General features: G+C 55.0%; 14 protein-coding genes and 1 other annotated feature. Of the genes, 3 read left to right on the forward strand and 11 right to left on the reverse strand.

The features are described 5' to 3' along the window. Positions 1 to 100 precede the first annotated feature (100 nt). The gene (locus tag KHQ24_RS23500) at positions 101 to 1,534 is read right to left on the reverse strand and encodes a hypothetical protein (RefSeq protein ID WP_004203129.1); all 1,434 of its coding nucleotides are present in this window, start codon (positions 1,532 to 1,534) and stop codon (positions 101 to 103) included. A 276-nt stretch (positions 1,535 to 1,810) separates the two neighbouring features. Here KHQ24_RS23500 and KHQ24_RS23505 point away from each other — a divergent pair, with 276 nt between their 5' ends. From KHQ24_RS23505 to KHQ24_RS23515, 3 genes are read left to right on the forward strand one after another with little or no spacing between them, the layout of a single operon-like run. Beyond that, a complete protein-coding gene (locus KHQ24_RS23505) occupies positions 1,811 to 2,725 on the forward strand; it encodes a LysR family transcriptional regulator (RefSeq protein ID WP_004203130.1) in 915 nt (304 codons plus the stop codon). Between the two features lie 37 nt (positions 2,726 to 2,762). Continuing rightward, positions 2,763 to 4,028, forward strand: a complete 1,266-nt coding sequence (locus tag KHQ24_RS23510) for a D-amino acid dehydrogenase (RefSeq protein ID WP_322966467.1) — start codon at positions 2,763 to 2,765, stop codon at positions 4,026 to 4,028. Continuing rightward, positions 4,025 to 4,378 carry a RidA family protein gene (locus KHQ24_RS23515; protein WP_004203134.1) on the forward strand — a complete coding sequence of 118 codons (354 nt, stop codon included), beginning with the start codon at positions 4,025 to 4,027 and terminating at the stop codon, positions 4,376 to 4,378. Before KHQ24_RS23510 ends, KHQ24_RS23515 begins: the two co-directional genes overlap by 4 nt. Positions 4,379 to 4,430: 52 nt before the next feature. On the opposite strand, the gene ihfA is transcribed toward KHQ24_RS23515, so the two are convergent. The 10 genes from ihfA to KHQ24_RS23565 all read right to left on the reverse strand — a co-directional run bounded on the left by ihfA (position 4,431) and on the right by KHQ24_RS23565 (position 13,292). After that, on the reverse strand, positions 4,431 to 4,730 hold the full coding sequence (ihfA, locus tag KHQ24_RS23520) for an integration host factor subunit alpha (RefSeq protein WP_002909098.1): 300 nt from the start codon (positions 4,728 to 4,730) through the stop codon (positions 4,431 to 4,433). Positions 4,731 to 4,734: 4 nt separating this feature from the next. Next, on the reverse strand, positions 4,735 to 7,122 hold the full coding sequence (gene pheT / locus KHQ24_RS23525; protein WP_017900778.1) for a phenylalanine--tRNA ligase subunit beta: 2,388 nt from the start codon (positions 7,120 to 7,122) through the stop codon (positions 4,735 to 4,737). Between the two features lie 15 nt (positions 7,123 to 7,137). After that, on the reverse strand, positions 7,138 to 8,121 hold the full coding sequence (pheS, locus tag KHQ24_RS23530) for a phenylalanine--tRNA ligase subunit alpha (RefSeq protein WP_002909105.1): 984 nt from the start codon (positions 8,119 to 8,121) through the stop codon (positions 7,138 to 7,140). 63 nt (positions 8,122 to 8,184) lie between these two features. Then, positions 8,185 to 8,309 (reverse strand) — a sequence feature (Phe leader region). Further along, the gene (gene pheM, locus KHQ24_RS23535) at positions 8,260 to 8,304 is read right to left on the reverse strand and encodes a pheST operon leader peptide PheM (RefSeq protein ID WP_001386830.1); all 45 of its coding nucleotides are present in this window, start codon (positions 8,302 to 8,304) and stop codon (positions 8,260 to 8,262) included. It overlaps the preceding feature by 45 nt. Positions 8,310 to 8,427: 118 nt before the next feature. Further along, entirely contained in the window at positions 8,428 to 8,784 is a 357-nt protein-coding gene (gene rplT, locus KHQ24_RS23540; protein ID WP_000124850.1) for a 50S ribosomal protein L20, read from the reverse strand. 50 nt (positions 8,785 to 8,834) lie between these two features. After that, positions 8,835 to 9,032, reverse strand: a complete 198-nt coding sequence (gene rpmI, locus KHQ24_RS23545) for a 50S ribosomal protein L35 (RefSeq protein ID WP_001124225.1) — start codon at positions 9,030 to 9,032, stop codon at positions 8,835 to 8,837. 92 nt (positions 9,033 to 9,124) lie between these two features. Further along, positions 9,125 to 9,667 (reverse strand): translation initiation factor IF-3, encoded by a 543-nt coding sequence (infC, locus tag KHQ24_RS23550; protein ID WP_004189469.1) that lies wholly within the window; start codon positions 9,665 to 9,667, stop codon positions 9,125 to 9,127. 3 nt (positions 9,668 to 9,670) lie between these two features. Continuing rightward, the gene (thrS, locus tag KHQ24_RS23555) at positions 9,671 to 11,599 is read right to left on the reverse strand and encodes a threonine--tRNA ligase (protein WP_017900777.1); all 1,929 of its coding nucleotides are present in this window, start codon (positions 11,597 to 11,599) and stop codon (positions 9,671 to 9,673) included. 431 nt (positions 11,600 to 12,030) lie between these two features. Continuing rightward, entirely contained in the window at positions 12,031 to 12,264 is a 234-nt protein-coding gene (locus KHQ24_RS23560) for a hypothetical protein (protein WP_004203141.1), read from the reverse strand. Positions 12,265 to 12,533: 269 nt separating this feature from the next. Then, on the reverse strand, positions 12,534 to 13,292 hold the full coding sequence (locus KHQ24_RS23565; RefSeq protein WP_004203142.1) for a DUF481 domain-containing protein: 759 nt from the start codon (positions 13,290 to 13,292) through the stop codon (positions 12,534 to 12,536). Between the last annotated feature and the right edge of the window lie 94 nt (positions 13,293 to 13,386).

Below are 13,386 nucleotides of genomic sequence, written 5' to 3' on the forward strand. Positions count from 1 at the left end.
ACAAGAGGCTGATTTTACGGTGGCTGTCGCGGTGAGAAAAGGAAAACCTCACAGCCAAACGTCGACGCGGAGGAGGCTCCCCCGCGTCGACCATCCCGCTTTACACCAGGATCTGAAACAGCAGCGCGAAGAGAATGATGTTCGCCACCACGATTGCCCAGCCGTTATAGAGCATGTATTTCAGATGAGTAGACTGTGCCAGCCCCATCTGGCCGAACATGTCCGATGAGGGGAACGGCCCGAACCAGTCCACCTGAGACGAGGCCAGCAGCACCGCGGTGGTCCCCTGCGGCGGCACGCCGGCGGCCATCAGCATTGGGCCAAAGATTTTATGAGTAAAGGTCATCTGGGCCACCGCCGCGCCAGGCACATGGCCGATAATATTGAACGCGAAGATGCTAAAGCACAGCCAGGCCGGGGAGATCCCCTCCAGCAACGGCTGGGTATACTCCAGCAGCCCCTGATAGGCGTGCAGGCCATCCATCAGCTCAAGGATCGGGTTGTACAGCCAGTAGAGAATAAACATCCACACCAGACGACCGCAGCCGTGATAGAGGGCCTGCAGGATCTGCGTCGGCCGCAGGCCGCCTACCAGCCCGGTCATCAGCGCCACCAGCAGCATGACGATAATTGCAAAGCTAAAGCCGGCTTTAATCACCACTCCAACTACCGCCATCACGATGATGGTCGCGGCGAAAGCCAGCGCGCTTAATTTACGCCGGCGCTGCTGCGCGGCGTTAAGTTCCTCTTGCGGCTTTTCCGAGAGATCGACCTCATAGCACAGTTTGCCTTCGGTCATCTTCTGGATACGTCCCGCCATGATCCAGCCGGCTAACAGGGTGACGGCGCTCATCGGCAGGCCGACATACAGCAGATAATCCGGATAGCTCAGTCCGCCAAGGCTGAGGATCGTCACGGTGCTGGGGGTGAAAGGCCCGGTAAAGAGTCCAACGGAACCGGCGGTCATCATCAGCGCGGCCACCGTCGGCGGCGTTAAGCGTACCGCCGCCGCTACGGGGATAATCACTGCGACAATAATCGCGTTGCCGCCGGCCATGGTGCCCAGCGAACCGCAAATTAAAATCGATGACACCACAATGCCGAACTTGACCCGCGTCTGGCTCGACAGCCCAATACGGTGGACCACGAATTTCACCAGCTCAACCGCCGCGCCGGTGCGGGTGGCTACCTCCCCCACGCCGGCGCCGAGCATAATGATAAGCCCGACGGTGGCAATAAATGACCCGGTGGATTTCGCCAACATCACGCCCATTTCCGGCAGACCGGTTGAGGTCATGATCATGGCGATAATAATCGAGGAGATGACCGCCAGCACAATATCGACGCCGATCAGCGATAATATCGCTAACGCCACCAGCGGCGTAAATCCCAGCAGGCCAAGCTCGCTGCCCGGTCGACCGTGGCACCACAGCGCAATCAACACGAACAGCAGCAATAACAGACCGGTAATAACGTTTTTTCGCGTGATATTTCGTCTGACAGGCGTATTGCCTGCGAGCGTTGAGTCACTCATAACACTCCTTAATGCCAATCAATCCGACCGTAAAGGTCAGGTGGTGTATTGGGGCCTGCTCAGAAAATATCCTCCCTCTTTTTCATTATTGGCCGCGGCCTGAGGGTCTGGTGGGGTACAAAGGAAACGATTCTGAGAGCGTTTTATTCCGCCATCAGGCGGGGCCAGCAGCACAATATGTAACCAATGCGCTGATTGGTGATTAAATTTATGTTAACTTAGTGTTAGTAGAAAATGACTTTTTATCGGTAGGCTATAACCCTGAGTTAACTGTTCATGAAACTGCGTCATCTGGAAATCTTCTATGCCGTCATGACCTGCGGCTCTCTGTCGCGGGCTGCGGAATCGCTCAATATCTCCCAGCCAGCGGCCAGCAAAGCGTTAAAAAGCGCCGAGCTGAAGCTGGGCTTTACCCTCTTTCAGCGGGTGCGCGGCAAGCTGCTGCCGACCAGCGAGGCGATCACACTTTTCGAAAAAGCGCAGACTATTTATCAGGACCTCGATAACCTGCGCCTGCTGGCCGATAACCTGGCCCGCGATCCGCGCGCTAAAATCACCTTAGGCTGCCTGCCGAGCCTGGGGTTAAGCCTGGTACCGGAGCTGGTGACCGATTTTTATCAACAAAACAGCAACCTGGTAATGACGCTCACCACAGAACACACCGAGACGCTGGTTAGAAAACTGGATTTACGCGAGATAGATTTAGCGCTGACGCTGCAGCCGGTGCAGCAGGGAGAGATCCTTACCACCCTGATTGCCGAAGTGCCGCTGGTATATATCGACCGTCATTATCGTCAGGGTGCGGTGGACATCAGCGAGATCGACCAGCAGCGGTGGATCTCGCCGGGGCCGCACTCGCTCTCCGCCGCCATCGCCACCCGTCGCGACTTTTCCACTACCCGGCTAAACGTCCAGACCTACTATATGGCCACCGAGTTCGTGAAGCGCGGCATGGGCTGCAGCATTACCGATATCTTTTCCGCCCAGCACAACCTTTCTCCCGAGATGATCCATCCCATTACGCCGCCGATCGCGATTAACCTCTGCCTGTTACGGCGGGCCGACGTTTCCCTGAGCCCGATGGCGCAAAAGTTCGTCGATTTTCTCTGCCAGCGCCTGCGCCAGCAGCTCAAGGAGATTAACCTGCGGTTATACCCTGACCATAAAAAGTCAATTGCGCCGCTGGGGTAAATGCTTTGACATAACCCGATAAATTGATCAGCGGTGGATATATCGGGTTATGAACAAACGCATTGTCATTATCGGCGGCGGCGTGGTCGGTCTGGCCACGGCCTGGGAACTGATTAAGCGCGGCCATCAGGTGCAATTACTGGAGCGCAATGGCGAACCGGCCAGCGCCACCAGTTTTGCCAACGGCGGACAATTAAGTTACCGCTACGTCGCTCCCCTTGCCGACAGCGGCGTTCCCCTGCAGGGGATGAAATGGATGGGTAAAGCCGATTCGCCGCTCAATATGCGTCTCAATATCTCTTTTCAGCAGTGGCGCTGGCTGCTGCAGTTCCTGCGCGCCTGTAATAGCCAGACCAATAAAATAAACGGCGACCATATATTGCGTCTGTCGCTGCTCAGCCGGCAGGTTATGCAGTCGTGGCGGGAAGAGGATAGGCTTGCCGATTTTCACTGGCGACGCAGCGGAAAATTAATTATCCATCGCCGGGAATACGATTTTACTAAAGCGGCAAAAGGGATAGATCCTCAATATCAGCAGGTGCTGAATGCTGAAGCCTGCCTGCGGCTGGAGCCGGCGCTAAAACATATCAGCCCTTCGCTACAGGGCGGCATTTATTCGCCGGGGGATGAAACGGCGGATTGCCATCAGTTTTGCCTTGCGCTGCTCGACAAGCTCACCGCCAGCAGCCGCTTCAGCCTGCTGACCCACTGTGAGGTGCTGCAGCTCACTAAGCGCGGCGGACGCGTCAGCGCCCTGGAGACCAGCCGCGGGAGCATCACCGGCGATGAGTATGTCGTCGCCGCCGGAAACGGCAGCGGCCCGCTGCTGGGACATCTGGGCGTTCGCGTGCCGCTCTGCGCCCTGAAGGGGTATAGCCTGACCCTTCCCTATCCCCAACAGACGGGCATTGCGCCGGACATCAGCGTTACCGACTATGGGCACAAAATTGTCTATGCCCGCCTTGGCCAGCAGTTGCGCATCGCAGCGATGGTGGACATCGGCTACGACGGCGACGAACTGCGCGAAAGCCGCATTCAGGCGCTGAAGAGCATCGTCGCCCGTAGCTTTCCCGAACTCGAGGGGTTGGACAAGGCCGAAGCCTGGACCGGCATGCGCCCCTCAACGCCAGCCGGCCCACCGCTGCTGGGACGCGCCGGCTACCCCAACCTGTGGATGAACCTCGGCCAGGGAAGCCTCGGCTTTACCCTCGCCGCCGGCAGCGCGGTGGTGCTGGGCGCGTTAATCGACAATCAGATGCCAGACATTTCTTTAGAAGGTCTCACATGGAAACAAACCGCATGACAATTATTCGCAATCATCCACAACCTCGTCTTTCCGCCAGCGTTGAGTATGGCAATCTGCTGTTCCTCTCCGGACAGACGCCGAAAAGCAACGAGGAGGAGATCACCTTGCAGACCCGCGAAGTGCTGGAGAAGATCGACGCCCTGCTGGCAGAGTCCGGGAGCGATAAGCGGCACATTCTCTCCGCGCAGATCTGGCTGAAAAATATCGAACGTGACTTTGCTGCGTTCAATGAGGCGTGGGTGGAGTGGATGCCGGACGGCCATAGCCCGGCGCGAGCGGCCGTGCAGGCGGAGATGGCGCGACCAGAAATCCTGGTGGAGATCATGCTCACTGCCGTTAAAGCGTAAGTTTCGACAGAAAAGAAAAAGGCCGCGATGCGGCCTTTTTAATTAGTTCAGATTATTTGTCTTTAGGCGACGCGTTTTCGACACGGCTTTTCAGCTTCTGACCGGGTCTGAAGGTCACCACGCGCCGGGCTGTAATGGGAATATCCTCCCCCGTCTTCGGGTTACGTCCCGGGCGTTGGTTTTTATCCCGCAAATCGAAGTTGCCGAACCCGGAGAGTTTGACCTGTTCTCCGTTTTCCAGAGCACGACGGATCTCTTCGAAAAACAACTCGACCAGTTCTTTGGCATCCCGCTTGCTAAGCCCAAGCTTATCAAACAGATATTCTGACATTTCAGCTTTTGTAAGCGCCATAGGTTCAATCCCTCAATGATGCCTGGAATCGCTCTTTTAATGCCTCTACACATCTGGCAACGGTAGCGGCAATCTCCTCTTCTTCGAGTGTACGGCTGGTATCCTGCAGGATCAGGCTAATCGCAAGGCTCTTATACCCTTCCGCCACACCTTTACCACGGTACACGTCAAATAAGTTTACGCCAACTACCTGATTTACGCCAACTTTCTTACATTCGGCTAAAACATCGGCGGCAGCCACGTTTTCCGCGACCAGCACCGCGATGTCGCGACGGTTCGCCGGGAAGCGGGAAATATCGCGCGCCTGAGGCACCACGCGGTCTGCGAGCTTGTTCCACTCCAGTTCAAACACCAGAGTGCGACCGTTCAGATCCAGTTTACGTTCCAGCTCAGGATGAACAACCCCAATGAAACCAATGCGTTCACCTTTAAGATAAATCGCTGCGGATTGCCCCGGATGCAGCGCAGTGGTCGCTTCAGCACGGAATTCGATATCCGCTAATTTTCCGGTTAAATCCAGAACGGCTTCCAGATCGCCTTTCAGATCATAGAAATCGACCGTCTCTTTCGCCAGTGTCCAGTGCTCTTCGTAGCGGTTGCCGCAGATGGCCCCGGCCAGCATCACATCCTGACGAATGCCCAGCGGCGCATTGGTGTCCGGCACAAAGCGCAGACCACTCTCAAAGATGCGTACCCGGCTCTGCTGACGGTTCTGGTTGTAGACCACGGTCCCCAGCAGGCCAGTCCACAGCGACAGGCGCATCGCCGACATTTCGCTGGAGATCGGGCTTGGCAGGATCAGCGCCTCTTCACCGGCGTGGATCAGCTGCTGGACTTTCGGGTCGACGAAGCTGTAGGTGATCACTTCCTGATAGCCTTTGTCATTCAGCAGCGTTTTCACCCGCTTCAGCGACAGGTCGGCTTCACGGTGGGTACCCATGATCAGACCCGCCTGCACCGGCTCATCAGGAATGTTGTTGTAGCCATAAACGCGAGCCACTTCCTCGACCAGATCCTCTTCGATCTCCATGTCGAAACGCCAGCTCGGCGCCACCGCCTGCCATTCGCCTTCGCCCACCGTCACTTCGCAGCCGAGGCGCTGCAGAATGTCGGTGACCTGCGCGTCGTCGATATGGTGGCCAATCAGGCGATCCAGTTTGCTACGACGCAGAGTGATGGTGGCGCGTTTTGGCAGAGTCTCTTCGTTGGTCACGTCGATCACCGGGCCGGCTTCGCCGCCGCAGAGGTCGATCAGCAGACGCGTGGCGCGCTCCAGCGCTTTATACTGCAGGGCCGGATCGACGCCGCGCTCATAGCGATGAGAGGCATCGGTGTGCAGGCCGTGACGGCGCGCGCGGCCGGTGATGGACAGCGGGCTGAAGAAGGCACACTCCAGCAGCACGTTCTGGGTTTCGTCGTTAACGCCGGAGTGCTCCCCGCCGAAGATCCCGCCCATTGCCAGCGCTTTGTTGTGGTCAGCAATGACCAGGGTATCGCTGTCGAGCTTCGCTTCGGAGCCATCAAGCAGGACCAGGGTTTCGCCCTCTTTCGCCATACGCACCACGATCCCGCCTTCGATACGGTCGCGGTCAAAGGCGTGCATCGGCTGGCCCAGCTCAAGCAGCACATAGTTGGTTACGTCAACCACCGCGTCGATGGAGCGGATCCCGCAGCGGCGCAGTTTCTCTTTCATCCACAGCGGCGTCGGCGCTTTGACGTTGATGCCTTTCACCACGCGGCCCAGATAGCGCGGGCACGCCTGCGGGGCATCAACCTGAATCGGCAGCACATCGTCAATGGTGGCGGCAACCGGGGTGATTTCCGGCGCGTTCAGCGGCGCCTTGTTCAGCACGGCCACGTCGCGCGCGACGCCGATGATGCCCAGGCAGTCGGCGCGGTTCGGGGTGACGCTGATCTCGATGGTGTTATCGTCTAGCTTAAGGTATTCGCGAATATCGGTACCGATCGGCGCATCCGCCGGCAGCTCGATAATTCCGCTATGATCGTCGGAAATGCCCAGCTCGGAGAAGGAGCACAGCATCCCTTCTGACGGTTCGCCGCGCAGCTTCGCAGCCTTGATTTTAAAATCGCCCGGCAGCACGGCGCCGATGGTCGCCACGGCGACTTTCAGCCCCTGACGGCAGTTTGGCGCGCCGCAGACGATGTCCAGCAGGCGTTCGCCGCCGACGTTGACTTTAGTGACGCGCAGTTTGTCGGCGTTCGGGTGCTGACCGCACTCCACGACTTCACCAACAACGACGCCGTTGAAGCTGCCGGCAACCGGCTCAACGCCGTCCACTTCGAGGCCCGCCATGGTGATCTGATCGGAAAGCGCTTCGCTGTCGATCGCCGGGTTAACCCACTCGCGTAACCACAGTTCACTGAATTTCATTGTTCTGTCCTGCCCTTATTTAAACTGTTTGAGGAAACGCAGATCGTTTTCGAAGAACGCGCGCAGATCGGTGACGCCATAGCGCAGCATGGTCAGACGCTCCATGCCCATGCCGAAGGCGAAGCCGGAATACACTTCCGGATCGATACCCACGTTGCGCAGCACGTTCGGGTGCACCATCCCGCAGCCCAGCACTTCCAGCCATTTGCCGTTTTTACCCATCACGTCGACTTCCGCGGACGGTTCGGTGAAGGGGAAGTAAGACGGACGGAAGCGTACCTGCAGATCTTCTTCAAAGAAGTTGTTCAGGAAATCGTGCAGGGTTCCTTTCAGGTTGGTGAAGCTGATGTTTTTATCAACGATCAGACCTTCCATCTGGTGGAACATCGGGGTGTGGGTCTGATCGTAGTCGTTACGATAGACGCGTCCCGGCGCGATAATACGGATCGGCGGCTGCTGGTTTTCCATGGTGCGGATCTGCACGCCGGAGGTCTGGGTGCGCAGCAGGCGAGTGGCATCGAACCAGAAAGTGTCGTGGTCAGCGCGCGCCGGATGGTGACCCGGGATATTCAGCGCATCGAAGTTGTGGTAATCGTCTTCGATTTCCGGGCCCGTCGCCACGGTAAAGCCGAGCTCACCGAAGAAACTTTCAATACGGTCGATGGTGCGGGTGACCGGATGCAGGCCGCCATTTTCAATGCGGCGACCCGGCAGCGAGACGTCGATGGTCTCTGCAGCCAGACGAGCATTCAGCGCCGCCCCTTCCAGTTCGGCTTTGCGCGCATTCAGCGCCTGCTGTACCTGCTCTTTCGCTTCGTTGATGACCGCACCGGCTGCCGGACGCTCTTCCGGCGGCAACTCACGCAGGGTGGTCATTTGCAGGGTCAGATGCCCTTTCTTACCCAGGTATTCCACGCGGACGTTGTCCAGCGCAGCAACATCTGATGCCTCGTTAATGGCTGCCTTGGCACTGGCAACCAGCTCTGCGAGATGTGACATGGTTTTCCTCATTATGTCGGTGCAGACACCGGTTATAGTGAAATTAATATTCCGAATCCATATACGAAAAAAGCCTCCACAGGGGAGGCTTTCTGGCGCTGTTTTCCGTTTCTTCTTTCACGCGCTAGCCTCCTGAGTTCAGGTGCTAAAGTAAAAAAAGAAGCGGAAAATAGCAGCATTCATGCTTGCATTACCTTGTCTGGTAAGAAACGTCAGACCTGTATTGAAAAGCCTGCGCCGATAAAAGTCAATGTATTGATGGTGTTGAAACGAAAAGAGGGAGACAAGCTCCCTCTTTCAACTGGCTTATGCCAGAGCTGCTTTCGCTTTTTCGACCAGAGCGGTGAACGCTACTTTGTCGAATACGGCGATGTCAGCCAGGATCTTACGGTCGATTTCAACAGAGGCTTTTTTCAGGCCATTGATGAATTTGCTGTAAGAAATACCGTTCTGACGTGCTGCTGCGTTGATACGTGCAATCCACAGTTGACGGAACTGACGTTTACGTTGACGACGGTCACGGTAAGCGTACTGACCAGCTTTGATAACAGCCTGGAAGGCAACGCGGTATACGCGAGAACGCGCACCGTAGTAGCCTTTAGCTTGTTTCAAAATTTTCTTGTGACGTGCACGTGCAATTACACCACGTTTTACGCGAGCCATGTGTGCTCTCCTGTATCTATTCTAAGTTAAAAAAGTTAAACGTTAACGACTTATGCGTACGGCAGGCACGCGATAACCAGGCCCAGATCGCCTTTGGAAACCATGGCTTTCGGACGCAGGTGACGTTTACGCTTGGTAGCTTTTTTAGTCAGAATGTGACGCAGGTTAGCGTGCTTGTGCTTAAAACCACCTTTACCGGTTTTTTTGAAGCGCTTAGCAGCACCGCGTACGGTCTTAATTTTTGGCATTTTAATAACTTCCACTTCGCATTGTTAATAAACGAAACAAAGGCGAACAAAACCAGTGAGCCGAAGCCCACCGGAAATGTTTCTTGATGGCCTTACTGTTTCTTCTTAGGAGCGAGCACCATGATCATCTGGCGGCCTTCGATCTTCGTTGGGAAGGATTCGACTACTGCCAGTTCAACCAGATCGTCTTTCACGCGGTTAAGCACTTCCATACCGATCTGCTGGTGGGCCATCTCACGACCGCGGAAACGCAGCGTGATCTTGGCCTTATCGCCATCTTCGAGAAAGCGAATCAGGCTGCGGAGTTTTACCTGATAGTCACCTTCATCAGTACCAGGGCGGAATTTAATTTCCTTAACCTGGATAACTTTCTGCTTCTTCTTCTGTTCCTTAGAAGACTTACTCTTTTCATAAAGGAACTTGCCGTAGTCCATGATACGACAAACTGGCGGCTCGGCGTTAGGGCTGATTTCAACTAAATCTACTCCAGCCTCTTCAGCCTTTTCGATAGCTTCTCTCAGACTCACAATACCCAGCTGCTCACCTTCCAGACCTGTTAAGCGAACTTCCTGGGCGCGAATCTCGCCATTGATACGATTCGGACGTGCCGTTTGAACTCGTTTTCCGCCTTTAATACCTTATTCCTCCAGTTGTTGAAGACTGCGGCTGCGAATCTCTTGTTGCAGCTTCTCGATCACTTCATTTACGTCCATGCTGCCGAGGTCTTTCCCGCGACGGGTGCGCACGGCCACTTTGCCGGCTTCGACTTCTTTGTCGCCACAGACCAACATATACGGGACACGACGTAAAGTGTGCTCGCGGATTTTAAAGCCAATCTTCTCATTTCTCAAGTCTGCTTTTACACGAATGCCCGCATTTTGTAGTTTACGCGTCAATTCGTTAACGTATTCAGCCTGAGAATCGGTGATATTCATGACCACCACCTGCACTGGCGCAATCCAGGTTGGGAAGAAGCCAGCGAACTCTTCGGTCAGGATGCCAATGAAGCGCTCCAGAGAACCGAGAATCGCACGGTGGATCATGACCGGCACCTGACGCTCGTTGTTTTCGCCCACATAGGAGGCGCTTAAACGCTGCGGCAGAGAGAAGTCCAGCTGTACCGTACCGCACTGCCATGCACGATCGAGGCAGTCATACAGGGTAAATTCAATTTTCGGGCCGTAGAACGCCCCTTCACCCAGTTGATATTCAAATGGGATATTATTTTCTTCCAGCGCCACCGCCAGATCCGCTTCCGCGCGATCCCAGGTCTCGTCGCTGCCGATACGTTTTTCCGGGCGAGTCGACAGTTTGACAACGATCTTCTCGAAGCCAAAGGTGCTGTACATATCGTAGACCATACGAATACAGGCGTTCACTTCATCGCGAACCTGATCTTCAGTACAGAAGATATGCGCATCATCCTGGGTAAAGCCGCGAACGCGCATCAGACCGTGCAACGCGCCTGATGGTTCGTTACGGTGGCAGCTACCAAACTCCGCCATACGCAGCGGCAGGTCACGGTAGGATTTCAGCCCCTGGTTGAAGATCTGCACGTGGCCCGGGCAGTTCATCGGCTTAATGCAGTATTCACGGTTCTCAGAAGAGGTGGTGAACATCGCATCTTTGTAGTTGTCCCAGTGGCCGGTTTTTTCCCACAGCACGCGGTCCATCATGAACGGACCTTTCACTTCCTGGTACTGGTACTCTTTGAGCTTGGAGCGCACGAAGGTTTCCAGTTCACGGAAGATAGTCCAGCCGTCGTTATGCCAGAAGACCATACCCGGCGCTTCTTCCTGCATGTGGTACAGGTCGAGCTGCTTGCCGATTTTACGGTGGTCGCGCTTCGCGGCCTCTTCCAGGCGCTGCAGGTAGGCGTTCAGGGCTTTCTTATCGGCCCACGCGGTACCATAAATGCGCTGCAGCATCTTGTTGTTGCTGTCGCCGCGCCAGTACGCGCCTGCGGTTTTCATCAGCTTGAAGTGATGGCAGAAACGCATGTTCGGCACGTGCGGACCGCGGCACATATCGATATATTCTTCATGATGATACAGGCCAGGCTTGTCATCATGAGCAATGTTTTCGTCAAGAATAGAAACTTTATAGCTTTCGCCGCGCTTCACGAAGGTTTCACGCGCTTCGTGCCAGCTCACTTTCTTCTTGATGACATCGTAGTTTTTCTCGGCGAGCTCATGCATACGTTTTTCGAGCGCGTCGATATCTTCCTGAGTCAGGGTGTGGTCGAGGTCTACGTCATAGTAGAAGCCATTATCAACAACCGGACCGATAGCCATTTTGGTGTTGGGCCACAGCTGTTTGATAGCATGGCCTAACAGGTGCGCGCAGGAGTGACGAATGATCTCCAGCCCTTCTTCATCTTTAGCCGTGATAATAGAGAGGGTGGAATCGGTTTCGATCGGGTCGCAAGCGTCTACCAGTTCACCGTTTACCCGCCCGGCGATGGTGGCTTTCGCAAGGCCTGGGCCGATATCCAGCGCGACGTCCATCGGGCTGACGGCGTGATCAAAATGGCGTTGGCTGCCATCAGGAAGCGTAATTACAGGCATTTTATGTCCTTATTTGCAGTGGTGCCCCACACGAAAGAGCACATACAAAACAATATAATCATCATTATCATCAGGTTAAGGCGCAGTTCCCGCTTCACTCTGCGAAAAGAGGAGCACGACCGGAGCGATCGTTCCCGCCTGCTGCCGCCTGCTGATAACACCGGGGAGTAGTTTACACATCATTGGTACGTGATTAAAGCCGCAATAGCATAAATGATGGCGGAATGCGGAGAAAACAAGAGCGGCGCGGATAAAAGCAGAATATCCGCCAGGAAGGGGCGATAATAATCACCAGCGAAGCCGGACGATATTATGCGGACAAACTAAAAGAGACGCGTTGATATTGCCTGCGTGATGTTTAGCGCGGGTCGTTAAACCGGTACCACTTTACCCGGCTTAATAGACTGCCCGTGAAGCAGTAGCCTGCGATATTAAGACCACTCGCCTGCCACCAGCGTATGCACATTAAAGGCATCGCTCATGGATTGTCCGGTGCTACGGGAACCGGGGGCAATATTCGATCCGGCCTCAACGTCGGTAGCTTTGGCGATACCTACCTGCGTATGGTCCTGGTTACCCGACGGCGGAACTGGCGTGGCGGCCGATGCGCCAAAGGAAAGCACGCACAGCGCCAGGGCTGCGATGGTAAATTGGCTTTTTTTCATGATGTTTATTCTCTTATTACGGAAGACGGACCGAACAATGTCTCCATTCGGTCAGTGGCTGTTAGTATAGATCCAGATCACATATTTGTCCGTCGAATATTTAGCTTTTCGTGTCAAATAGAATGAATATTTGTCAGCAAATGGAGAATAATGGAGAAAAAATGGAGGCCAGTTTCTTTTTATAAAAACTAAAACGAATTGCCAGAAAAAATAATGTCACTTATTGCTAAATCTAAAACGATCAGGCCGGGAAACCCGGCCTGAAAATATTACATTTTATACCCGAGGGAGAGCGAGGTCCGGCGATCGGTATGCTCCGGCGCAGACGCCGGCGGCTCCGAGTTCCAGGTGACGTTGTACGCCACTTTCAACGCAAAGTGGGCGTTAATCGCCACGTTTAACGCACTCTCTGAGTTGACCGTGGTGTCCTCGGCGCCAAATACCGATACCCCTTGGGTAAATTTGGCGTTATCGGTCATCTGCCAGGCCCAGGTTCCGGAGGCGTAGCCCAGCGGTTGAGTGTCGGTATCCCCGTCGGTGTATTCGTCATAGCGGACGCCAGGACCAAATTCAAACCGCAGGCTGTGCACCGGTCCGTTGAGGATTTGACGACCATAGCCCGCCGTCAGGACATCGCGCTGCTGATAGCCGTTATAACGGTCGGTTAGCCAACTGCCCTGCCCAAAGACGTAGTTCATATCGGTCAGGTTATAGCGACTACGACCACCGACTGCATATTTCTCTGAGGAGCGCTCATCGTTGGACGAGGTGTTGCTGGCGTTGCCCCACAGGGACCAGGCGGTGGTGTTGCCATACCAGGTCAGGGTGGAATCAGCCGTCATTGAGGAGTTCTTGGTGTTGCCGGACTGCGCCAGGTAACCTGCGTTGACCACCCCTTCGAACGGTTTTTTGGCAGCGGAAGGGTCATCCATGACGGTAAATACAGAATCATCGGCCATTGCGCCAACAGACGCAAAAAGCCCCCCCGCCAGCATGACCGCTGCGGGTACTGTCTTTAAAAGCTTCATTATAACTCTCTAAAATACATTTTTTTAGGACAGTACAAATGATGAACAGGCCTAACCATGCCGGCTCATTGAATTTAGCGTCCGTACAACATAA

The organism is Klebsiella sp. 54, from assembly GCF_018223875.1.
GTDB lineage: Bacteria > Pseudomonadota > Gammaproteobacteria > Enterobacterales > Enterobacteriaceae > Klebsiella > Klebsiella quasipneumoniae.